The sequence below is a fragment of the Actinomyces johnsonii genome (genome assembly GCF_006546835.1).
In the GTDB taxonomy this organism is placed as follows: Bacteria; Actinomycetota; Actinomycetes; order Actinomycetales; family Actinomycetaceae; genus Actinomyces; species Actinomyces johnsonii.
Genome location: NZ_VICB01000010.1, coordinates 87,300 through 109,065 on the forward strand (window position 1 = coordinate 87,300; position 21,766 = coordinate 109,065).

18 protein-coding genes and 1 pseudogene are annotated in these 21,766 nt (G+C 70.3%); 13 read left to right on the forward strand and 6 right to left on the reverse strand.

The genetic code is table 11. The features are described from left to right. Positions 1-21: 21 nt before the first annotated feature. A complete protein-coding gene (locus tag FK256_RS07430) occupies positions 22-966 on the reverse strand; it encodes an ABC transporter ATP-binding protein (protein ID WP_141424306.1) in 945 nt (314 codons plus the stop codon). Between the two features lie 161 nt (positions 967-1,127). Beyond that, positions 1,128-1,289 (reverse strand): hypothetical protein, encoded by a 162-nt coding sequence (locus FK256_RS14275; RefSeq protein WP_156341018.1) that lies wholly within the window; start codon positions 1,287-1,289, stop codon positions 1,128-1,130. Between the two features lie 174 nt (positions 1,290-1,463). On the opposite strand from FK256_RS14275, the gene FK256_RS07435 reads away from it, so the two are divergent. The 9 genes from FK256_RS07435 (at position 1,464) to FK256_RS07475 (ending at position 12,700) form a co-directional block, all read left to right on the forward strand. After that, complete coding sequence (locus FK256_RS07435) at positions 1,464-2,417, forward strand: Bax inhibitor-1/YccA family protein (protein ID WP_141424307.1); 954 nt, start codon at positions 1,464-1,466, stop codon at positions 2,415-2,417. A 237-nt stretch (positions 2,418-2,654) separates the two neighbouring features. Next, on the forward strand, positions 2,655-3,062 hold the full coding sequence (locus FK256_RS07440; RefSeq protein WP_141424308.1) for an FKBP-type peptidyl-prolyl cis-trans isomerase: 408 nt from the start codon (positions 2,655-2,657) through the stop codon (positions 3,060-3,062). 200 nt (positions 3,063-3,262) lie between these two features. Continuing rightward, positions 3,263-4,303 (forward strand): S66 family peptidase, encoded by a 1,041-nt coding sequence (locus FK256_RS07445; protein ID WP_141424309.1) that lies wholly within the window; start codon positions 3,263-3,265, stop codon positions 4,301-4,303. A 399-nt stretch (positions 4,304-4,702) separates the two neighbouring features. After that, positions 4,703-5,209 carry a DUF2992 family protein gene (locus FK256_RS07450; protein WP_141424310.1) on the forward strand — a complete coding sequence of 169 codons (507 nt, stop codon included), beginning with the start codon at positions 4,703-4,705 and terminating at the stop codon, positions 5,207-5,209. Between the two features lie 285 nt (positions 5,210-5,494). After that, positions 5,495-7,381 (forward strand): dihydroxy-acid dehydratase, encoded by a 1,887-nt coding sequence (gene ilvD, locus FK256_RS07455; protein WP_009234859.1) that lies wholly within the window; start codon positions 5,495-5,497, stop codon positions 7,379-7,381. Between the two features lie 80 nt (positions 7,382-7,461). Next, positions 7,462-8,313: an ATP-binding cassette domain-containing protein gene (locus FK256_RS07460; RefSeq protein ID WP_170197929.1), complete on the forward strand. Its 852-nt coding sequence runs from the start codon at positions 7,462-7,464 to the stop codon at positions 8,311-8,313. Then, positions 8,310-9,302: an ATP-binding cassette domain-containing protein gene (locus FK256_RS14755; protein ID WP_141424311.1), complete on the forward strand. Its 993-nt coding sequence runs from the start codon at positions 8,310-8,312 to the stop codon at positions 9,300-9,302. The genes FK256_RS07460 and FK256_RS14755 overlap by 4 nt, the downstream gene beginning before the upstream one ends. Positions 9,303-9,524: 222 nt before the next feature. After that, complete coding sequence (locus FK256_RS07470; protein ID WP_309314079.1) at positions 9,525-10,955, forward strand: ABC transporter substrate-binding protein; 1,431 nt, start codon at positions 9,525-9,527, stop codon at positions 10,953-10,955. Next, positions 10,952-12,700, forward strand: a complete 1,749-nt coding sequence (locus FK256_RS07475; RefSeq protein WP_141424313.1) for an ABC transporter permease subunit — start codon at positions 10,952-10,954, stop codon at positions 12,698-12,700. The genes FK256_RS07470 and FK256_RS07475 overlap by 4 nt, the downstream gene beginning before the upstream one ends. Before the next feature lie 84 nt (positions 12,701-12,784). Here the strand turns inward: FK256_RS07475 and FK256_RS07480 are convergent, their stop codons facing one another. Both FK256_RS07480 and FK256_RS07485 read right to left on the reverse strand, forming a co-directional pair. Then, positions 12,785-13,318 (reverse strand): DUF4242 domain-containing protein, encoded by a 534-nt coding sequence (locus tag FK256_RS07480; protein WP_009234359.1) that lies wholly within the window; start codon positions 13,316-13,318, stop codon positions 12,785-12,787. 440 nt (positions 13,319-13,758) lie between these two features. Further along, positions 13,759-13,947, reverse strand: a complete 189-nt coding sequence (locus FK256_RS07485; RefSeq protein ID WP_244936267.1) for a hypothetical protein — start codon at positions 13,945-13,947, stop codon at positions 13,759-13,761. Between the two features lie 76 nt (positions 13,948-14,023). Between FK256_RS07485 and ilvA the strand changes: the two genes are divergently transcribed. From ilvA to FK256_RS07505, 4 genes are all read left to right on the forward strand, one after another. Further along, positions 14,024-15,589 carry a threonine ammonia-lyase, biosynthetic gene (gene ilvA, locus FK256_RS07490; protein ID WP_211343547.1) on the forward strand — a complete coding sequence of 522 codons (1,566 nt, stop codon included), beginning with the start codon at positions 14,024-14,026 and terminating at the stop codon, positions 15,587-15,589. Between the two features lie 219 nt (positions 15,590-15,808). Beyond that, on the forward strand, positions 15,809-16,363 hold the full coding sequence (locus tag FK256_RS07495; protein ID WP_141424314.1) for an NADPH-dependent FMN reductase: 555 nt from the start codon (positions 15,809-15,811) through the stop codon (positions 16,361-16,363). Between the two features lie 144 nt (positions 16,364-16,507). Then, positions 16,508-18,418: an ABC-ATPase domain-containing protein gene (locus FK256_RS07500; protein WP_141424315.1), complete on the forward strand. Its 1,911-nt coding sequence runs from the start codon at positions 16,508-16,510 to the stop codon at positions 18,416-18,418. A 220-nt stretch (positions 18,419-18,638) separates the two neighbouring features. Next, complete coding sequence (locus tag FK256_RS07505; protein WP_141424316.1) at positions 18,639-19,589, forward strand: hypothetical protein; 951 nt, start codon at positions 18,639-18,641, stop codon at positions 19,587-19,589. Between the two features lie 89 nt (positions 19,590-19,678). On the opposite strand, the gene FK256_RS07510 is transcribed toward FK256_RS07505, so the two are convergent. Next, positions 19,679-20,398: a hypothetical protein gene (locus tag FK256_RS07510; protein ID WP_141424317.1), complete on the reverse strand. Its 720-nt coding sequence runs from the start codon at positions 20,396-20,398 to the stop codon at positions 19,679-19,681. A gap of 137 nt (positions 20,399-20,535) precedes the next feature. Continuing rightward, positions 20,536-21,108 (reverse strand): annotated as a pseudogene (locus FK256_RS07515) (IS110 family transposase); the annotation flags it as partial. Between the last annotated feature and the right edge of the window lie 658 nt (positions 21,109-21,766).

Genomic DNA, 21,766 nt, shown 5'->3' on the forward strand with positions numbered 1-21,766 from the left:
GGTGCCGGGGTAGGCCCCCTGTTACGCCGCCTGGCCGTGGTGCTGCAATGCGTCCTGGTGGGCGGGGTCGGTGCGGTACTCCACAGAGTCGCTGGTCAGAGTCAGGTAGGCCTCTTCAAGGCTGGCGCGGATGGTGGTGAGCTCGTGCAGGACGATGCCGGCCTGCGCGGCGAGCTCGCCGATGGTGGCGGCGGTGGTGTCCGTGGTCTCCAGGACGCTGGGGCCCACGGGACGGGCGGCCAGTTTGCGGGAAGCCATGAGCTCGGCGAGCTGGGTGGCCTGGGGGGAGGCCACGCGTACGCGGTCAGTGGTGGCCGAGGCGATGACGTCGTCGACGGGGCCGGATGACAGGATGCGGCCGCGGCCGATGACCAGGAGCTGGTCGGCGGTCTGGGCCATCTCACTCATGAGGTGAGAGGAGATGAAGACGGTGCGGCCTTCGCCGGCCAGACGGCGGCAGGTTTCGCGCACCCATTTGACGCCCTCGGGGTCCAGGCCGTTGACGGGCTCGTCGAACAGGAGCACGCCAGGGTCGCCCAGCAGTGCGGCGGCGATGCCCAGACGCTGGCCCATGCCCAGGGAGAAGCCCTTGACGCGCTTCTTGGCCACTGAGGTCAGGCCGGTGATCTCCAGGACCTCGTCGACCCTCTTGGCGGGGATGCCATTGGAGGCGGCCAGCTGGCGCAGGTGGTTGCGGGCGCTGCGCGAGCCGTGCAGGCCCTTGGCGTCCAGTAGGGCGCCAACCTCGCACAGGGGGGCTGACAGCTCCCGGTAGGGGCGCCCGTTGACGGTGACCTGGCCACCGGTGGGCTTGTCCAGGCCCATGATCATGCGCATCGTGGTGGACTTGCCCGCCCCGTTGGGGCCCAGGAAACCGGTCACCGTGCCGGGCTCCACGGTGAAGGAGATGTTGTCCACCGCGGTCTTGCGACCGTAGCGCTTGGTGAGATTGACTGCCTCGATCATGATCTTCCCTCTCGGAAACGGGCCTCTGGGGAGGCTGGTGGTGCGCGTGCGGGATGACGTGGGAGCCGGGTCCTGCGACCCGGACGGTCTACGGCTCGCCCGCTGTGGGATTGGACTGGTTGCCCCGGGGTTTCTCCCGGTTCCAACCTGATGGCTCCAGCCTAGGAAGGCGCCGTCGTCGGCGAATCGGCCGGGGTGACGAACCCGGAGCCGGGCCGGGCCAGGCCGTCAGAGGGAGGAGGGTCATCCTGGAGGATGAGAACCGGTTGGTCGGAGCCGGACCGGGGACGCTGGAAGGACCGGCCGTCGCCCCTGATGCGCATGGGTATCTCTCCCCAGGGCGCTACGTCGTCAGGGAAAAGGGTTTCCCTCACCGCAGTGGGGATGCGCATAATGAGGGCAGTCCCCGGCAGCGGCCCTCTTCGGCCGGCCGGGCTGCGCGCGACCGGCCTCTCCGGACCGGGCGCCCCAGACCCCTCAGAGAGGATGAGAGGATCATGTCCAACCCCTTCTTCAGCCGTAGCGCCGCATTCCAGGAGGGCGGCCGGGTGGCGGGGGCGGCTCCGGCCCAGACGCCCAACGGCTACCCCACGATGCCCGGTTATCAGGCCGGTCAGTACGGCCAGCAGGCCACCGGTTATGGGCAGCAGCCCAACCATTACGGCCAGAGCGCCGGCTACGGCCAGGTGAGCCCTGAGCAGATGGCCGGCCTGGAGGCCCAGTACCAGGCGCCGTCGGCCACCAACGTGGACATGCGCCGCATGACCTACGACGACGTCATCATCCGCACCGCCGGTATTTTCGCCGTCATTCTGGCCGTGGGCGCCATCTCCTGGACCCTGGTGACCAGCGCCGATCAGGCGACCGCCGCACTGGGCGGCATGGCGATGGTCGCGGGTGTGGTCGGAAGCCTGGTCCTGGGGGTGGTCAACGCCATCAAGCGGGTGCCCTCCCCGGCCCTCATCATCGCCTACGCGGTCTTCGAGGGCCTCCTGCTCGGTGGCTTTTCCGGATTCATGGAGGCCCGCTACGAGGGCATCGTGGTCCAGGCCGTGTTGGCGACGGTGGTGACCTTCGCCGTCATGCTCGCCGCCTACTCCTACGGCGGCTTCCGGGTTCAGGGCCGGTTCCGCCGGGTCCTGGGCGTGGCCGCCCTGGGCTACGGGCTCTTCTGCCTGATCAACCTCGGCCTGATGATGACCGGCGCGACCACCGGGGCGTGGGGGCTGCGATCCTTGACCATCATGGGGATCCCGCTGGGAGTCATTCTGGGCATCCTCGCCGTCATCATGGCGTCCTTCTTCCTGGCCGTGGACTTCGAATCCATCGAGAACGGGGTCCGCAACGGGCTGCCCCAGCGCTACGCCTGGGCCGGAGCCTTCGGCCTGGTCCTCACCATCGTGTGGCTCTACGTGGAGTTCCTCCGCCTGCTGAAATACATGCGCGACTGACTTGAGCCGCGAGGTCGGGCCGGTTCAGACCGATCCGGGTTCGCACTGTCATCTCGCCGGGGCCGGGACGCGTCACACGCGTCCCGGCCCCGGCGCGTGCCCGCCCCGACGCCCGTAGCGGTGCCCGCCCCGAAACGTCCTGGCCCGCCACGGGGCTGCATGGATGCGTGTACCCGGTTCGCGCTGGGCCGAGGCCCGCTGCGGTGCCGGACGGACGCGTTCACGTAGGCTCGCCGCATGATCAACATCAACATGCCCTCCGTAGAAGGTGCCAAGGGCACCAAGCCCGTGCTCGCCTTCCCCGGTCCCGACGCCCCCGAGGGGCTGCAGGTCCAGGTGCTCGACGCCGGAGACGGCCAGGTGGTCGAGGCCGGTGACACGATCGTGGCCAATTACCTGGGGCAGATCTGGGGCGGTGAGGTCTTCGACAACTCCTACGATCGCGGCCAGCCGCTGAGCTTCCAGGTCGGCGTCGGCATGGTCATCCGCGGCTGGGACGACGCCCTCGTGGGGCAGCGCGTCGGCTCGCGCCTCCTGCTGTCCATCCCCTCCGAGCTCGGCTACGGCGACCGCGGCGTCCCGCAGGCCGGTATCCGGGGCGGCGACACCCTCGTCTTCGTCACGGAGATCCTCGGCGTCGTCTGAACCGACGTCCCCCGTCCGCTCTTCGCGCGTTCGTACCGCAGGCGCCGCAGACGCACCAACAAGGTGCGCCCCGGAGGCCTACGGTGCGGACGCGCGCTTGCCGTGGAGGCCAGGTCTGCGATAGCTGCGATAGTCTGGGCGCGGCGCACTCGCCCGCCGGATGCTTGCCGGCTCTCCCGCGCGGCTGCTGTAATGGCGCGATGAAGCTGCTTCCGCCCAAGGCTCGTCCCGGTGATCGCGTCGCGATCCTGTCTCCCTCCCTGGCGGCTCCCGGCTTCGCCCCGGCGGTTCACGAGCAGGCCATGGCTAGGCTTGCCGCTCTCACCGGCCTGGTCCCCGTGGAGTACCCGACCACGAGGCAGCTCGGCGCCTCGCCCGAGGAACGCGCCCGCGACCTCAATGCCGCCTTCGCCGACCCAAGCATCCGCGCGGTCTTGGCGACCGTGGGCGGCGATGACCAGATCGCGGTCATACCGCACCTCGACGGCGCCGCGGCGCTGTCCGACCCCAAGCCCTTCCTCGGGTACAGCGACAACACGAACCTTCACCAGTGGCTGTGGTCGCTGGGCATCGCCAGCTTCTACGGCGGCTCCACCCAGATCCACGTCGGCCCGGGGCCACACGTCGACCCGATCCACCTCGACTCGCTGCGGGCGGCGCTGCTGACCGGGGCCGAGCTGGAGATCACCGAGCCGGGGGAGTCCGAGGACATGGGTCATGACTGGCTCGACCCCCGCGCCCTCACCGAGTTCGGCGAGCGCGAGGCCACCGAGCCCTGGACCTGGGCGGGGCCGCCCCTCTCGGTGACCGGCCCCACCTGGGGTGGCTGCCTCGAGGTGCTCCAGTGGGTACTGACCGCAGGCCGGTTCCCGGCCGACCACCACGTTCTGGACGGCGCCGTCATGCTCATCGAGACCTCCGAGACACTCCCGTCAGCTTCTGAGGTGGGGTGGGTCCTGCGCGCCATGGGAGAGCGCGGACTATTGGCCGCCGTCGACGCGGTCCTCGTGGCTCGCCCACCCGCCTCATCGCTGGAGGACCGCCGGAACGCCCCGGCCAGGGCCCGCTTCCGAGCAGAGCAGCGCGATGCCGTCGTCGAGACCGTCGGGCGCTACAACCCTGAGGCGGTCATCTGTGTAGGGGTCCCCTTCGGACACACCCGCCCCCAGTGGATCGTGCCGCACGGCGGAACCATGACTCTTGACGGCGCCTCGCGCCGGATCACTGCCAGCTACGCCTGAACGGCCCGGGGTGAGCGCTTCTCAGGTCCAGCCGTCGGCCGCGACCGCTGCCACGGGGCTCCGGCCGCTACCCTGGGGTAGTCGAAACGCTCGCCCCAAGGAGACGTCCGTGCCTCCGATGCAGGCACGAGGGCGTCGTTACGTGCCCTTCGGCGGCTCGGCCCGGCGATAGCTGCGATAGTCTAAGGGCGGCGCACTTGCGCCACACCCGGTAGCGCGAACTGCACGGTCCGGAGGAAGTCCGGATGACGCCGTCGGGGCTGCAGGCCCCGGACCCGCCCCAACCTCGTCGTGGGCAAGCGAGAACCAGGCGTTCGTCACCTCGGGGCCGCCGTTCATCGGCCGCCGCGGGGACTCCTGCTGCACCGGGTGCGATTACTCGCACCCGAAGGAGTCCACATGCCTGACAGTCGGCCCGACATCCCCGCCAGCATCTCAGCCCAGCTCACCGTCTTCTTCGACGGCCGCTTCTGGGTCGGCGTCCTCGAGCACCATGAACTCCGCCGTGGTGGCGACACGATCGGTCGTGCCATCACGGTGCGGGCGGCGCGACACGTCTTCGGCTCCGAGCCCAGCGACGTCGAGCTCTACGATTTCCTCCTGGCTCACGGCGGGGCCCTCATCGACCGGGCCGCCGCCTCTCCTCCGATACCGACGTCCGGATCGGCGGGATCGTCGGGATCGTCGGCGGCTCCTCGTCCCAACCCCAAGCGCGCCGCCCGACGGGCCGCCAAGGAGGCCGCCAGAGCGCGCCCGTCCACCGCGGCGCAGGCCGCCCTGTCCGCTGCCCGCGAGGAGACCTCCGCCCGTGCAGCCCACGACCGGAGCCGGCGCCGACGCCAGGAGGCGGACGAGGCCTGGGCCCGCCATCGGCAGAGGGCCAAGCGCCGCCACCGCGGCCGATGACCTGTGCCAGGAGCGCCTGCCCCGGCACGCGCAGTCACGCAAGTCGAGTGTTCCGGAAATACTGGCCGCAATTGCCTCGAGATCGGCGTCGACGTCGAGGCGGGAGAGCCCCCGGAACCGCGGCGGGTCAGCCGTATCACGTCTCAGGGAGAGAATGCGGTGCGGCGCCGGGGGCCGGCTGGGGCTACGCTATGGCAACACGGCGTCGTGAAGCGCTGGCCATATCCCCTGCGGCCGGTTCCTTGCGACGCCGTTCCAGTCCGACTGCCTGAAAAGGAACCGCTCATGCCGCAGTACCGCAGCGCTACCTCCACCCATGGTCGCAACATGGCCGGTGCCCGCGCGCTGTGGCGGGCCACGGGCGTCAAGGACTCGGATTTCGGTAAGCCTATTATCGCCATCGCGAACTCCTTCACTCAGTTCGTCCCCGGGCATGTGGGGCTGCGCGACGTCGGACGCCTTGTGGCCACCGAGATCGAGGCCGCCGGTGGCCTGGCCAAGGAGTTCAACACGATCGCCGTCGACGACGGCATCGCCATGGGCCACGACGGCATGCTCTACTCCCTGCCCAGCCGCGACCTCATCGCCGACTCCGTGGAGTACATGGTCGGCGCCCACTGCGCCGACGCCCTCGTGTGCATCTCCAACTGCGACAAAATCACCCCGGGCATGCTCATGGCCGCCATGCGCCTCAACATCCCGGCCATCTTCATCTCTGGCGGCCCCATGGAGTCGGGCAAGATGACCGCCGCCGACGGCACCACCCGCAAGCTCGACCTCATCGACGCCATGATGGATGCCGCCGACCCCACGGTCGCCGACGAGACCATCAGCGCCATCGAGCGCCTGGCCTGCCCGACCTGCGGCTCCTGCTCGGGCATGTTCACCGCCAACTCCATGAACTGCCTCACCGAGGCCCTCGGGCTGGCCATGCCCATGAACGGCACCCTGCTGGCCACCCACGCCGACCGCGGCGAGCTCTTCAAGCGGGTGGGCCACCAGATCGTCGAGATCACCCGGGCCTACTACGAGCACGACGACGTCTCCGTCCTGCCTCGCTCCATCGCCACCAAGGCCGCCTTCGAGAACGCCATGAGCCTTGACATCGCCATGGGCGGCTCCACCAACACCGTCCTGCACCTGCTGGCTGCCGCCCAGGAGGCCGAGGTCGACTTCACCATGGCCGACATCGACCGCCTCTCGCGCAAGGTCCCCCACCTGGCCAAGGTCGCGCCGTCGACGAACCTCTACCACATCGAGGACGTCCACCGCGCCGGCGGAATCCTCGGCATCCTCGGTGAGCTCGACCGCGGCGGCCTGCTGGACACCACCACCTCCAACGTCCTGCGCTCCACCCTGGGAGACGAGCTCGCCGCCTACGACATCGCCCGCCCCGGCACCGACGGCGTCCCCGGCTCCCAGGTGAGCGAGGAGATCCGCACCGGCTACCTCGCCGCACCCGCCGGCGTGCGCACCACCGAGATGTTCTCCCAGGCCTCCCGCTGGGCCTCCCTGGACACCGACCGCGCAGGCGGCTGCATCCGCGACATCGAGCACGCCTACTCCGCCGACGGCGGCCTGGCCGTCCTCTTCGGCAACATCGCCGAGAAGGGCTGCATCGTCAAGACCGCCGGTGTGGACGAGTCGATCCTGACCTTCTCCGGGCCCGCCGTCGTCTTCGAGTCCCAGGAGGATGCCGTCGCCGGGATCCTGGGCAAGCGGGTGAAATCCGGCGACGTCGTCATCATCAGCCATGAGGGGCCGCGCGGCGGGCCCGGCATGCAGGAGATGCTCTATCCAACGACCTACATCAAGTCCATGCACCTGGGCAAGGAGTGCGCCCTGCTCACCGACGGGCGCTTCTCCGGGGGTACCTCCGGCCTGAGCATCGGCCACGTCTCCCCGGAGGCGGCGGCCGGCGGACTCATCGGCCTGGTGCGCAGCGGCGACGTCATCGACATCGACATCCCGGGCCGTTCCATCTCCGTGCGCCTGAGCGATGAGGAGATCGAACGCCGCCGGGCCGAGGAGGAGGCCCGCGGCGAGGACGCCTGGACCCCGCACGTGGACCGCCCCCGCAAGGTCTCCGCGGCACTGCGCGCCTACGCGATGCTCGCCACCAGCGCCGACCTGGGCGCCGTGCGCGACCTCAAGCGCCTCGGAGTGAAGTAGCCCGGGCGGGCCGGGGCGACGACCCAGACTGACCAATTGCATATTTGAAAATCGTTGTCACTTGTATCTAAAGTTTGCTTGTGACAATCGTTCTCAGATCGTTGGTGGTGCGCTCCGGCGACACGACACTGGTCGACGGCGTCGACCTACGCCTCGCCCTCGGAAGCCGGACCGCCCTGGTCGGTGCCTCAGGGGCCGGCAAGTCCCTGACTTGCGCCGCGCTCGCGGGCACCCTCCCGGCCGGGCTGGAGGTCTCCGGCTCCCTGACCGTTGAACCCGACGGCGTTGGTTCTGATAACGGCTCGCGCGCGGACTCCGATCAAGGAGGTGGGACAGAGGTCACCGACCTTCTGAGGCTTCCCGCCGCGCGGCGTCACCGCAGCTGTCGCATCGCGTTGGTGGCCCAGGACCACTCGACCGCCCTGCACCCGCTCATCCCGGTCGGTCGCCAGATCTCCCAAGCCTCCCAGGCCGCCGGATACACCCAGAGAGAGGCCGACGTGCGCGCCACCGACTATCTCTACGCCGTCGGACTCGACGAGTCCTTCGCCGACCGCGTGCCCGGTCGCCTCTCCGGAGGCCAGCGCCAACGCATCAGCCTCGCCCTCGCCCTGGCCGCTGAGCCCGCCCTCATGATCGCCGACGAGCCCACTACCGCCCTCGACGTCGTCGCCCGAGCCGAGATCCTCAGGCTCCTGACCTCCCTCACCAGCCTGCCTGAGGCTCCGGCCCTGCTTCTCATCACTCATGACCTGCCCGCCGCCGCGATCTGCGAGAACGTCGTGGTCCTCCACGGCGGCGCTGTCATAGAGCACGGCCCCACAGCCCAGGTCCTGGCCCACCCTGAGCATCCGGTGACGGTCGCCATGTGCGAGGCCGCCGCCGAGGAGACCATTGAGGGGGCCCTGGCCGCTGTCGGAGCGGCTGCATGAGCGGGCTTGAGGCACGTGGTCTGACGCGCTCCCACCTGGGGCTCGACGGTGAGCATCATGTGACGGTGCGTGGCGTGGACCTGAGCCTGGCGCCGGGGGAGAACGTGGCGCTGATCGGGCGCTCGGGGTGCGGGAAGACGACCCTGCTGCGGGCCCTGCTGCTGCTCGACTCCCCGGGTCTGCAGGACCGGGGCGAGGTTCTGCTGGACGGTGAGGTCGTGCGCCGGGGCGGTGCCAGGCGTCTGCGGGCCTTCCGTCGGGCGGTGCAGTACGTGCCCCAGGAGGCCGCCGCCACGCTCGATCCCCGCCGTTCGGTGCTGGCGCAGGTGACCACCCCGCTGCGCACCCTGGGCGTGGTAGGCGACCGTGATGAGGCCGCCCATCGGGCCCGCAAGATGCTGGGAAGCCTGGACGTCCCGCGCGATACCTGGGACTCGCGGCCCCACGAGATCTCCGGGGGCCAGGCTCAGCGAGTCTCCATCGCCCGGGCTCTGGCCCTGTCGCCGCGCTACCTACTGCTCGATGAGCCGGTCTCCGGGCTGGACCCGGCCCTGCGCCGCCAGACCCTCGACCTACTCGCCTCCATCGAGATCGGCACTGAGACGGCATCGACGCCGGACAGGAGCAACAGAGGCGGTAAGGGTGAACCGGCCGCCCGGCCCGCCCCGGCCCCCGCCGCCGACGGCGCCGTGCCCGCCCCGGCCCCCGCCGCCGACGGCGCCGTGCCCGCCCCGGCTGCCGGCTGCGCCGTGCCCGCTCCGGCTGCCGACTGCGCCGTGCCCGCCCCGGCCCTACTGGTCGTGTCGCACGACCTGGCCGCCGTCGCCCGTGTCTGTCGGCGCGCACTGGTCATGGACGACGGCGCCATTGTCGAGGACGCCCCCATGCACCACATCCTCACCCAACCCAGCCACCCGGCCACCCGCGCCCTGCGCGACGCCGTCCCAACCCTCCCACAACCACCCGACCGACAACCAACGCCCCGGTAGCCACGACGGCACCTCCGTCTCATGCCGTACCGACCGCCACCGACCCGACCGATGACACACCGACACGAGCCTGAAGGAGCCGCCTTGTCCCCCGACACATCCGCCCGGACCCCCGCCGTCACCCGCCGCCAGGTCCTCGCCGCCCTCAGCGTCGGAGCAGGCGCCGCCGCCATCGCCGCCTGCTCGCGCAGCTCCTCCGGTGACGGCCGCATCCGCCTGGCCATGTTCCACGCCCCCGAGAGCAAGCTCAACCCGCTCACCAATGACGGCGTCAAACTCGTTCGCTGGTCGTGCGCCGAGACCCTCACCAAGCTCAACGCCGACGGCGACGCCGAGGAGCTCCTCGCCACCTCATGGAAGCGCGAGGGCGAGACCACCTGGCGCTTCACCCTGCGCGACGGCGTCACCTTCCACGACGGCACCGCCCTGAGCGCCGAGAACGTCGCCGCCGCCCTCACCTTCGCCGCCACCGCCGCCAAACCGCCCCGCAGCCTCGACGGCATCACCCTGACCGCGACGGCCGACGGCAAGGACCTCCTCCTGACCACCGCGGCCCCCGACCCCCTCATGCCGCAGCGCGTCTCCAGCCCCCAGCTCGTCATCCTCTCCCCGGCCGCCTACCCGAGCTCCTCCGACGGCGCCGTCGACCCCGTCGGCCACGGCACCGGCGCCTTCATCCTCAAGCAGAGCAACGGCAGCGCCTCGGCCGCTCTGGACCGCAACGACAAGTACTGGGGCAAGAAGGCCGCCGCCCCCGGCATCGACGTCACCTACGTTCCCGACGGCGCCGCCCGCGGAACCGCCCTGAGAACCGATACCGCCGACATCGTCGAGGCCGTTCCCGTCGCCCAGGCCGGCAACGTGGACAAGAACCTCCTGCATGAGATCGCCAGACCGCGCACCTCCACCCTCTACCTCAACACCCGCTCCGGCGCCTTCGCCGACCCCGCCGTGCGGGCCGCCGCCCGCAACGCCGTCGACCCGGCCGCCCTCATCAAGACCGTCTTCGAGGGCCACGCCGACGCCCCCGCCGGGCTCCTGGGCCCGGCCGTGCCCTGGGCCGCCGACCTGCGCGCATGGAAGAAGGAGACCTACCCCGGCTCCACCGGCGCGGCCGCCACCGGCAAGGTCCCCGGCGCCACCGCAGCCGGCAGTGTCCCCGCCGGCACCGCCATCACCCTGGCCTCCTACACCGACCGCCCCGAACTCGGTGAGATGGTCCCCCTCCTGGCCCAACAGCTCGAGGCCGCCGGCTTCACCGTCACCCAGGACGTGCGCGAGTACAACCAGATCGAGTCCGAGGCTCTGGCCGGGGCCTTCGACGCCGTCCTCCTGTCGCGCTCCACCGTCCTGGACTCGGGGGACCCGGTGGCTTACATGGTCTCCGACTTCTCCTCCACCGGCTCCTTCGCCCTGAGCTTCCTGTCCGATCCCACGGTGGACGCCGCCATCGCCAAGGCCTCCGGCATCGAGCCCGGCGAGGAGCGGCGCAAGGCCATCATGGAGGCCGAGCAGGCCATCCTCGTCACCGACGCGGCCATTCCGGTCGCCCACGAACGCGTTCTGCAGGGGGAAGCCTCCGGTGTCTCGGGCGCCGAGCGCGACCCGAACGAGCGCGACCTCATCACCTCGGCCACCACCGTGAAGAAGTGAACGGCGCGCTCGCCCGGGTCGCCGGGCGCCTGCGCGGACGCTACGACGTCGTCACCGCCGTCTCGCGCCTGGTCGCCCTGGCCTGCCTCGTCGGCCTGGTGGGCGTGCTGCCGTGGCTGTCGGGCAAGGACCCGGCCCTGACCGTTCTGCGCGCCACCTCCTCCGACCGCGAACCCACCCCCGAGGTGCTGGAGTCCATTCGCAAGAGCATCGGGATCGACGGCGGCCCCCTGCACATGATCGGCCACTGGCTCGCCGGACTGGTGCGCGGCGACCTGGGGCGCTCCTGGGTCTCGGGGGCCGACGTCGGGCCGGACGCCGTCGACGCCTTCGGGGTGTCCCTGAGCCTCATGGCCGCTGCGCTCGGCGTCGGAACGATCGTCGCCGCGACCCTGGTCGTTCCCGCCCTGCGCGACGGGCTGCGAGGGCGGAGACGCCCCCGGGGCGGAGCCGTCTCCGCGGTCCTTATCTCCCTGCCCGAGTACCTCCTGGCCCCGATCCTCATGCTCGTCCTGGCCGTCTACCTCAGGGTCCTGCCGCCCTTCGGGTGGGGCAGCCCTGAGAAAGTCATCATGCCCGCCCTCAGCCTGGGCCTGCCCACCGGCGGCTACCTGGGCGGACTCATCTCCGATGCCGTCACCGCCACCTTCTCCGAACGATGGGTGGCCACCTGGTCCACCGCCGGCATCCGCGGCCGGGCCCTGGCAGGGGCCGTCCTGCGCCGGGCCCTGGCGCCCCTGACCGGGCAGATGGCGCTCGTCGTCGTCGCCCTGACCGGCGGGGCGGTCGCCGTGGAGAAGATCTTCGCGATCCCGGGACTCGGGCGAGAGCTCCTGGACGCCGCCACCGCCCAGGACGTCCCAGCACTCCAGGCCCAGATCCTGCTACTGCTCGCACTGGCGCTCACCGCCGGCGTCGTCGCCGGGATCCTCCGCCGCCTCCTCATGGGGCGAGCCGCCGGCGCCGGGGGCCTGAGCGCACCGCCCCCGATGAACCACTCCGGGCGGGCGGCCCGGGTCATCGCCGGGGTCGGGGCGGGGCTGTTGGTGGCCATGGTGGCCTGGGGGATCTGGCGCGATCCGTACGCAGTGGTCGCCGACAAGCTCCAGGCCCCCGGCATCGCGCTTCCGCTCGGCTCGGACTCGCTGGGGCGCGACGTGCTGGCGCGCGTGGCCCACGGAGCGGTCTCCACCGTCACCGGCGCTGTCGCGGTCACGGTCGTCTGCTTCGCTGTCGCCCTGCTCGTGGGTCTGGTGCCGCGGGCCGCGACCGGGTTCATCGAGGTGGCCAACGCCGCCCCTCCGATCCTGGCCGGGCTCATCGTCGCCGGGGTCTGCGGACCCAGCGCGACGGGAGCCGCCATCGCCGTGGCCAGCGTCGGGTGGGCGCCGTTGGCTTCCCACGCCGCCGGGCTCGTCGCCGAAGTCCGTCAGCGACCCGACGTCCTCCTGGCGCCGGTTCTGGGGGAGGGGCGCGCGCGGATCACCCTGACCCGGATCGTGCCCGCCGTCGTCGGCCCCCTGGCGCGCCACGCGGCCCTCAGGCTCCCGGGCAAGGCCCTGGCCCTGGCGGCACTGGGATTCCTGGGCCTGGGTGCCCAGAGCCCTGCCCCCGAGTGGGGCCTGGTCCTGTCCGACGCACTGCCCTACATCGAGCGCGCGCCGTGGGCTGTGGCCACGCCCGCCGTGGCCCTCGTGATCCTGGCGGTCACCGCGGTGGCCGCCTCCCGCAGCGCCAGGCGCTGAGCCGGAAGACGGCCACCGATGGTGCGAACCGGGCCTCGACATCGGGCGGTGTGCCACGGCGCGCCGAGCCGCTCTGCTTGAGCCTCAGCCCTCCAGGGCGTGAAGGCGGTCGATCGGGGTGGAGACGGCCTCGCGGGCGCGCACCACGGCCTCCTTATCGGGGGCGTCGTAGAAGCACAGGCACTTGACCGTGTCCTCACGCACGTAGGTGCGCAGGAAGCTCACCTCCGGGACCTGGGCGTACTTGGGGGAGTTGGCCTTCTTGCGTGCCAGGTAGGTCTCCATCGAGATCTCCTCCGGGATGTCCCACTCCACGAGGTAATCGGCCTTGCGGGCCAGCGCGCGCACGTCCTCGATCTGGGCGCCCACGAGGCGTACCTCGTCGGGGCCGGTGACCTCGGCGCCGGCCGCAGCGGCCCGGACGGCCTCGGTCAGGGCGGCGACGTTGTCGGAGTCGAGTTCGACGACGGTGAAGACGTGCTCGTGGCCGGCGGTGACTTGCGACTCCAGGACGGAGGCGCCCGCGGCCTCGACGGCCTGCGAGACCTGGGCGATGAGGGCCTGGGCGGCCTCGCGCGACGGGGTTGCGGGGACAAGCTCGAAGAGCTGGAGCGACATGGCGGCTCCTTTCCGTAGGGTGTGCGTACCAACCTTGCGGTCCGCCCGAATTATTCCCGCCGGCTCCGGTGAAGTGGGGGTCTGTTCGCTCTGCGGACTCCCATAGGGATGAATATTTCCAGCTATAGGCAGGTGTGGGAGGTGTTGACCGCCAGCGCTGGTGTGAGCCTCCTCCGGCTCTGCGCCCAGCTGTGCGTCGCGGGTCTTGGCACCCCGGGTGCGCCGGCGGGCAGATTAAGGCTGCCTGGCGGTTCCGTTGCGCCGGTTCTTGAGGAGATCGGCCTGAAAATGTCCAAATCGGTGACAAAGACCCGAAACAGGTCCAAGGCGTCGGACAAGAACCGCATGATTCCGCGGTTCCATCAGCGGCCTGATCGAGCCGCAGGCTCCTTTGTCACCGATTTGGACATTCTGAGCCCTTCATCGTGATCGGCGGTCGATCAGTCCTCGGTCCGGGTCGTGCTCTGGGGTGCGTTGTCAACCAGTTCAGCAAGCTGGAGGCGGGGCTCGGCCTCGATGCCAGCCGTGTCGTACTCGGCTTGCTCGGCCTCGGTCATCGAGGCCAGCGACTCCTGCCTGACCTGCTCCCACGAGGATGTGGCCGTGGAGCTGACTGATGTGGTGCTCATATGCCTCGTGCGCAACACGTGCGTGCGCCACCGCCGGCTTGAGCCGGGCGGCGGCCCGCCCGTTACGCTGTTACCCGTGAATGAGCTCGACAGCGTCAGCAGCAACGGAACCCCGGCCTGGGACAGCGCCCGCTACCTGCGGGAGATCCTCAAGGCCCCCGTCTACGAGGCGGCCGAGCACACTCCGCTCCAGGAGATGCCCGCCCTGTCGGCCCGCCTGGGCAACACCGTCGAGGTCAAGCGCGAGGACCTCCAGTCGGTCCACTCCTTCAAGATCCGCGGCGCCTACAACGCCATGCGCTCCCTGGACCCGGTCGAGCGTGAGCGCGGAGTCGTGACCGCCTCGGCCGGTAACCACGCCCAGGGCGTGGCCCGTTCCGCCGCCCTGCTGGGCCTCAGCGCCATCATCGTCATGCCCACCGTCACCCCCCGGATCAAGGTCGACGCCGTCAGGGCCCTGGGCGGAGAGGTCCGCCTCCACGGGGACAACTTCGACGCCGCCAAGGCCGAGGCCGTGCGCCTGTCCGAGGACGAAGGCTACTCCTACATCGCTCCTTTCGACGATCCCCGTGTCATCGCCGGTCAGGGCACCATCGGTCTGGAGCTCATCCAGCAGGACGCCCACCTCGACCGCGTCTTCGTACCCGTGGGCGGCGGGGGCCTGGCCGCCGGCGTTGCCGTCCTCATCAAGCAGCTCATGCCCGCCGTCCAGGTCATCGGCGTCGAGCACGAGGAGTCGGCCTGCCTCAAGGCCGCCCTGCTGGGCGGCGAGCCCATCACCCTGCACCACGTGGGCCTGTTCGCCGAAGGGGTGGCCGTGCGCCGCATCGGCGAGGAGACCTTCCGCATGTGCCACGCCCTGCTCGACGACGTCGTCACCGTCTCCTCTGACGAGACCTCCGCCGCCGTGCGCGACATCTTCGACGACGTGCGCGCCATCTCCGAGCCCTCCGGCGCCCTGGCCCTGGCCGGCCTCAAGCGCTACGCAGCCGAGCACCACCTGTCCGGCGAGCGCCTGGCCTTCATCCTCTCGGGCGCCAACCTCAACTTCCACCAGCTGCGCTACATCTCCGAGCGCTCCGAGATCGGTGAGCAGCGCGAGGCCATCCTCGGGGTGACCATCCCCGAGGAGCAGGGCTCCTTCCTGCGCTTCGCCTCCGTCCTGGGCGCCCGCTCGGTCACCGAGTTCAACTACCGCCTCTCCGCGGCCCGCGCCGCGACCGACCCCGCCCGCATCTTCGTGGGTGTGCGCATCGCCCGCAGCCAGGAGCGCGCCGAGATCGTGGCCGACCTGGAGGAGGCCGGCTACGACGTCATCGACCTCACCGACGACGAGCTCGCCAAGGTACACGTGCGCTCTATGATCGGCGGGCGCGCCACACCCGGCGTGCCCGAGCGCCTCTTCTCCTTCCTCTTCCCCGAGTCGCCCGGGGCGCTGGCCCACTTCCTGGAAGTCCTGGGCACCCGCTGGAACATCACCCTGTTCCACTACCGGACCGACGGCGCCGACTACGGCCGCATCCTGTGCGCTTTCGCGGCCGGTCCCGATGACGTCGAGCTGACCGAGCACATGGACCGGCTCGGCTACTCCTACAATGAGGAGACCACCGACCCCGCCTTCCGCTTCTTCCTGGCTCGCTGAGCCGTGACACCCTCGCGACCTTGACACTTCGGACGATGGGTTCGGGGCCGGCCGGGGCGCGCTGTGGCAGGTGTCATGCAATAAGGGCTCGCTGTTTCTGTCGGGATTCCCATAAGGTTGTTAACAACATGTATCGCGGCCGGACGCGCCATGGCGGCCCATGACGGCCTCAGCCTGACACCGGCCGCACCCCCGACTCGCCATATCAGGAGAAACACCATGACCCGTCTCGCCGTTGTCGTCGGCTCCGTGCGCCCCAACCGCGTGGGCGGCACCATCGCCCAGTGGGTGGTCGACCAGGCCAACGAGATCGAGGGCGTCGACGCCGAGCTCGTCGACATCGCCTCCTTCAACCTGCCCCTGTTCGCCGAGGAGATCCCCCCGCGCATGGCGGTCCCCAATGACCCGGCCGGCGCCGCCTTCGATGAGGCCCTGAAGTCCTTCGACGCCCTGATCTTCGTCACCCCCGAGTACAACTTCTCCATCCCCGGTGCGCTGAAGAACGCCATCGACTTCCTCCAGCCCGGCGCCGTGGCCAACAAGGGCGTGGGCGTGGTCGGCTACTCCTACAACGTCGGCATCCGCGCCGTCAGCCACCTCCAGCAGATCCTCCAGGGCATGGGCGCCACCGTCGTGGCCTCCAACGTGTTCCTGTCGCTCAACACCGACTTCGCCGAGGGCGCCTTCTCGCCGGCCTCCTTCCACGACCCGGAGGTCCCGGCCATGGTGCGCGACGTCGTCGCCCACTCCGACGCCCTGGCCTCCCTGCGCTGAGGCGGACGGGGTCGACAGTGGTCCCGGGCCGTCCGGCTCAGCCCTTCACGTCGCCGTCGGCGGTACCTGCGGGTGCCCCGGCGGTGACGTCGTCTGTGCTCGGGCTGCGGGGGCTCGGGCCGGCGGGTGGGTAGGGTTTCCACCATGACTGAGCGCAGCGAGCGAGGCGGTTCCCACCGCGACGACAGGGGCGGACGCGGCCACCGGGGCGGCGGCGACCGGGGTTACCGAGGCGGTCGCGGGGGAGGGGGCCGCGGCTACCGGGATGGCGCCGGCGGTTACCGGGGCGGCGACCGGGGCCGCTCGCGCCGCGTTTACGACGACGAGCCCCGCGACGGCCTCCTGTCCGACCTCGTGGGCCACCTCCACGCCCTCGACGGGCGCTCCTACGCCGCCTACAAGGCGATCGTCGGGCGCTACCGGGCCCCCGCCGGCTGGTTCCTGCACATCGACCGCGTCCAGTCTGACCCCTATGCCCCGCCCACGCGCATCCACGTGGACGTGCCCACTGACCTGCACGGCCTGGCCCTGCTCGACGAGGCCGACCTGCTGGCCGACGTCGACCGGCGCCTGGCCGTGGGCGACTTCCTCACCCGCGAGCTGCACGCGGGCTTCCGCGGTACGGCCCTGTCGATCGCCTCCCCTGGCCAGGAGATCCTGCAGCGCTCCAGCGTCATACTGCGCCCCGACGAGCAGAAGGAGGGGGCCGGCTGGGTCCTGGAGATCCGCGCCCGCCTGGCCCTGCCCGCCCAGGGACGCTCCATCCAGGGCCGCGAGGCCTCCCGGATCGTGGGGCGCGACCTCGTGCGCGAGCTGGAGGAGGCCACGGACCTCACCGGCGAGCGGGGCGACCGGCTCGTGCGCCACGTCGCCATCCTGGAGGACCACCGGGCCCTGAGGGCGGCGGTGGCCCGCAACGGCTGGGTGTCCTTCCTCGCAGATGGCGCCGTGTTGCCGCGCCGCTCCGGCGTGAGCGATGAGCCCCTGGACGGCGGCGTCCCCCTCCAGGCCCCCGACTCCATGGCCGCCACGGTCGAGCTGCCCCACGCCGGGAGCGTGCGCGGTACCGTCGTCGAGGCCGGTGTGAGCGTCATCGTCGGAGGCGGCTACCACGGCAAGTCCACGCTGCTGAGCGCCATCGAGCGCGGCGTCTACCCGCACGTGCCCGGGGACGGGCGCGAGCTCGTGGCCACGGTTCCCGACGCCGTCAAGGTGCGGGCCGCCGACGGGCGCGCCGTGACCGGCGTGGACCTGACCCCCTTCATCTCTCACCTGCCGGCCGGGCGCGACACCGCCTCCTTCACCACCCGCAACGCCTCGGGATCCACCTCCCAGGCCGCCTCCATCATCGAGGCCGTCGAGGCCGGTTCCACCGCACTGCTGCTGGATGAGGACACCTCCGCCACGAACCTGCTCATCCGCGACTCGCGCATGCGCGAGCTGGTGGCCGCCGAACGTGAGCCCATCACGCCCCTGGTGGACCGCATCACCGCGCTGTTCCGCCAGCGGGGCGTCTCCACGGTCATGGTCATGGGCGGCTCCGGGGACTACCTGGACGTGGCTGACCGGGTCCTGCTCATGGACGCCTACCACCTGCGCGACGTCACCGAGCAGGCCCGCCGGGTCGTGGCCGACCAGCCCCGGCCCCTCACCGAGCTGGAGGACTTCGCCGCGCCCAGGCAGCGCGTCCCCGAACCCGCCCCGCCGCGCACCCGCCGGGGCCCCGTGCGCACCCGCGCCCAGGGCACCTCCACCCTCATCCTGGACCGGGAGGACATCGACATCTCCGACGTCGGCGGCGTCACCGACCCCGGGCAGGCCGAGGCCATCGCCTACGCCCTGCGCGCCCTGCTGGAGCAGCGCTTCGACGGGGTCTCCCCGCTGCGCGAGTGCCTGGACGATCTCGAGGCCCTGCTCGACGACGAGGGCCTGGACGCCCTGACCGACGAGCGCGAGCGCCCCGCCTTCCTTGTGCGCCCCCGCATGGTCGACGTCGGCGCGGCCGTCAGCCGCTACCGCAGGCTAGAACTGGCCGGTCGGACGGACGAGGACTGACGGGCAGTCCCTGCACTTTGACTGACGGACCGAGGACTGACGGCCGGCCTCTCGCACTTCGACAAAAACTTCAAAAACGACGCGGCTCCGGGTCATCTGTGAAGATTTGGTTGAAGTGGTCCGCGATGCGGGTGTCCACATCGGCGTTGTCGGTCTCCTGTGTCCACAGGAGGGCAACCGTGTCGGGTGAGCGCTGTGGCGCCGTGGGCAGCATAGGCGCATGACCACCTCGATCTCCTCCCTGCCCTTGTCCGACGGCGGGGCCCTGCTCCCGCTCCTGTGGAACGAGACTGGTCTCGACGGCGCCGCGTGTGCGCGTCCGGAACTCAGCCACGACTGGCTGCGAGTCGCCGCAGGCGTCTACGCGCCCCGCTTGGCCTGGCAGGCGGCCTCGGGGACGGAGCGCTACGGACTGCTGCTCGAGGCGGCGCACCGGAAGTACGGCGAGGATCTGGTGCTGGCGGGTGCCTCCGCCGTCGCCGCCTACGGGCTGCCGCTGGTGGGGACGGTCCTGCGCAGGGTGGAGGTCGTGGATGGGCGTCCCGGGCGGGTGCGGACCTCCTTGCTGTGGCGCCACGTCCGGCGTCGCGGCACTGAGGTCGTCAGGGTGGGTAGGCATCTCGCCGTCGCGCTGCCGGACTCACTCATTGACCTGGCTCGGTGGAGCGGGGATATGGCGGGAGTCGCCGCCATGGACGCGGCCTTGCACAACAGGCTGTGCTCTGCGGAAGCCATGGAGGAGGCGCTGGAACGTCTGCCCGCTACGGCACGTGGTGGCCCTCGCGCTCGGCAAGCTGTGCGCCTGGCCGACGGCCGATCCGAGTCGCCGGGTGAGTCCATGTCCCGTGTCCGCATGTGGGAGCACTGTCTTCCTCAGCCGGAGCTGCAGGTGAGTGTGCGGGTCGGGCAGAAGGTCTACATCCTGGACTACTACTGGACGGATCGTGAGGTGGCCGGGGAGTTCGACGGCCGAGTTAAGTACCGGTCGGCCTCCTTCGGACAGGATCCGGAGGATGTCGTGTGGCGTGAGAAGCTCCGGGAGGACGAGCTGCGGGCCTCGGGCCTGACGGTGGCCCGCTGGACGTGGTCGCAGGCCTGGGATGAAGCCGGGGCGCAGATGCTGCGGCGACTGGCCGCTGCGGGGGTCAGACCCATTGGCCGACGCTGGTGAATCCCCCAACTTCGACAAAAACTTCAGAAACGACGCGGCTCCGGGTCGTTTCTGAAGTTTTGTTGGTGAGTGAACGTATGGCTTGCACGCTAGGCGGCTGAGCTGGTCCGGTATGTGCTGCGGTACTCGCTGGTCTTGGTGTGGATGAGACGCGGGATCGAGATGGTGTTGTCGAACAGGCCGTCGCGATAGCCGGACTGGAGGGCGAATAGCACCATGAAGCGCAGTGCCATGGGGTTGGTCGTCGGGGCCACGCGCCGCAGCGTGGAGTTGGGCATCTTGCGCAGGATGCCGACGATTTTGCCGGCGTCGCGCCAGTTGGCCCGCACCGGGGGGACATTGAGGCGGTCGAGGGCCTCGACCTCGCGCAGGAAGAAGTCGGCGCCCTCCCGCTCGGCCGAGCGCCACCATCCGGCGCGGTAAGTGGCCTCGAGCTGCGCGACGGCAGCGCACACGGCGGTGTAGTCCACGCCGACGACCTCGGTGCGCAGCTCCTCGGCCCGGATCCGCTCCAGCGTGGCGTGCGCCAGCGGCAGGATGGCCCGGGCGACGTCGTCGACGGCGTTGTTGCGGGTGAGTCGGTCGGCCTCGGGTAGGGGCTCGCCGTCACGCGGCAGGCGCGCGTCGATCTGCTCCAGGCGGGCGATGGAGGTGCGCAGATCTTGGGTGAGGCGGGCGATGGAGCGCGGGACTCCCAGGGCGATGAGCAGCTCGGTTGCGGCGCGCCACTGGAAGTCCGCGTCCTCGGCCCAGTGGATCTCAGGCTCCATCTGGTCCGGCGACGACGTGCTGGTCTGATGAGTGCTCATCGGGGTTGAGCCTCCTGTGGGTGCGCAGGGAAATAGTCAGGCGGTCGCGGCTACTCAAGGCTGAAGAGTGCGGGTTCGCGACCGGTGGCGAGTGTCTCAAGGCAACGTGTGAAAACCCTGATGATTGACACTTCAAAGGCTGGGGTGGGCCAGGCGGCGACGGGCCTCCAGGATGGTGTCGTGCTCCAGCCAGGGTCCCAGCACCCGCTCGAGGGCGGGGTGGATCTGGGTGTACAGGCCCTGGATGCGGCCCTGGGTCTGGTTGACGGCTCGGGCCAGGTCCAGGTCGAAGCCAGTCAGCATACTCAGCGCTGCGGCGTCCTCGTCCGAGGCGTTGATGGCTCTCAGGGTGTGGGGCATGGTCCTGGCCGCGCCGGCGATGACGGCCGCGTCCTTGGCGTCGGTCTTGGCGCTGCCCGGCGTCAGGTCGGCGATGCGGCGCATCGACAGTCCGGGCAGGTAGCCCACGGTGATGCCCATGTCCTGAGCCACCGCCACCGCCAGGGCCCCGATGGTGGCGGGCTGGTCTACTACCACCAGCAGGTGTCCGTGATCGGCCAGCTTCTTGTAGAGAGCACGCAGGCGCTCCTCGTCGTTGGGTAGGGCCCTGTCGAGGACCTTCCGCCCTTCCTGGCTCAGGGCCGTGGCCCAGTGCTCGCTCCTTGCCGACGCCCGGTGCCGATGAAGACGTCGATGTCCTCGATATCCATCTCTCCTGCCGCCTCTCGGTCAAGTCGATACGGGGTCAGCCAGTGGACAACCGGTCCCGCACCCACGCCTGCGAAAGACCTCTACTGTTTTGCGGTGGGTCGTTCCCCTTATCAGCGGTCACCAGCGCCCGGCTACCGCAGGTGACTCTCGCCCCCCGGATCATTAGAAGACAGGGGCAAGACACCCACGCCCACGCCAGCTGGCTCAGCCCCGGACCACCCAAGGTAACGGGCAACAGCCCCCGCAGCGAATCGAACTAATGAGGCTCTTGCAAATTGTACCGGTTTCGTCATGAGGCGCCTCGCCCTTTGCGTAGGGGCGCATTTAGGGGCGAATAGCCCTATCGTTGGGAAAACGATGTAACTACCGTAGAACGCGATGCTCGGGGCATGAACTATGGTGTGATCGTCTTGGCTGGGCGTCTGTTTCTGTGCGCGCGGAAGTGTGCGGTGAGAAAGGTCAAGAACTATGGATGGCGCGAGTCATGACGTGCTGCACCGTGACGGGATTACGTGGTCGCCACTGTTGCTCGTAGTTGGAACAGTACTTCAAGTTGTACTGCTGATGCTGGCGTTCTTGGCAATACTGGCTGTTCCTGGGCTGGCGTACGACGCAGTTGAATCTGTGCGGTCCGTGGTTGGAACTGTCACCTGGATG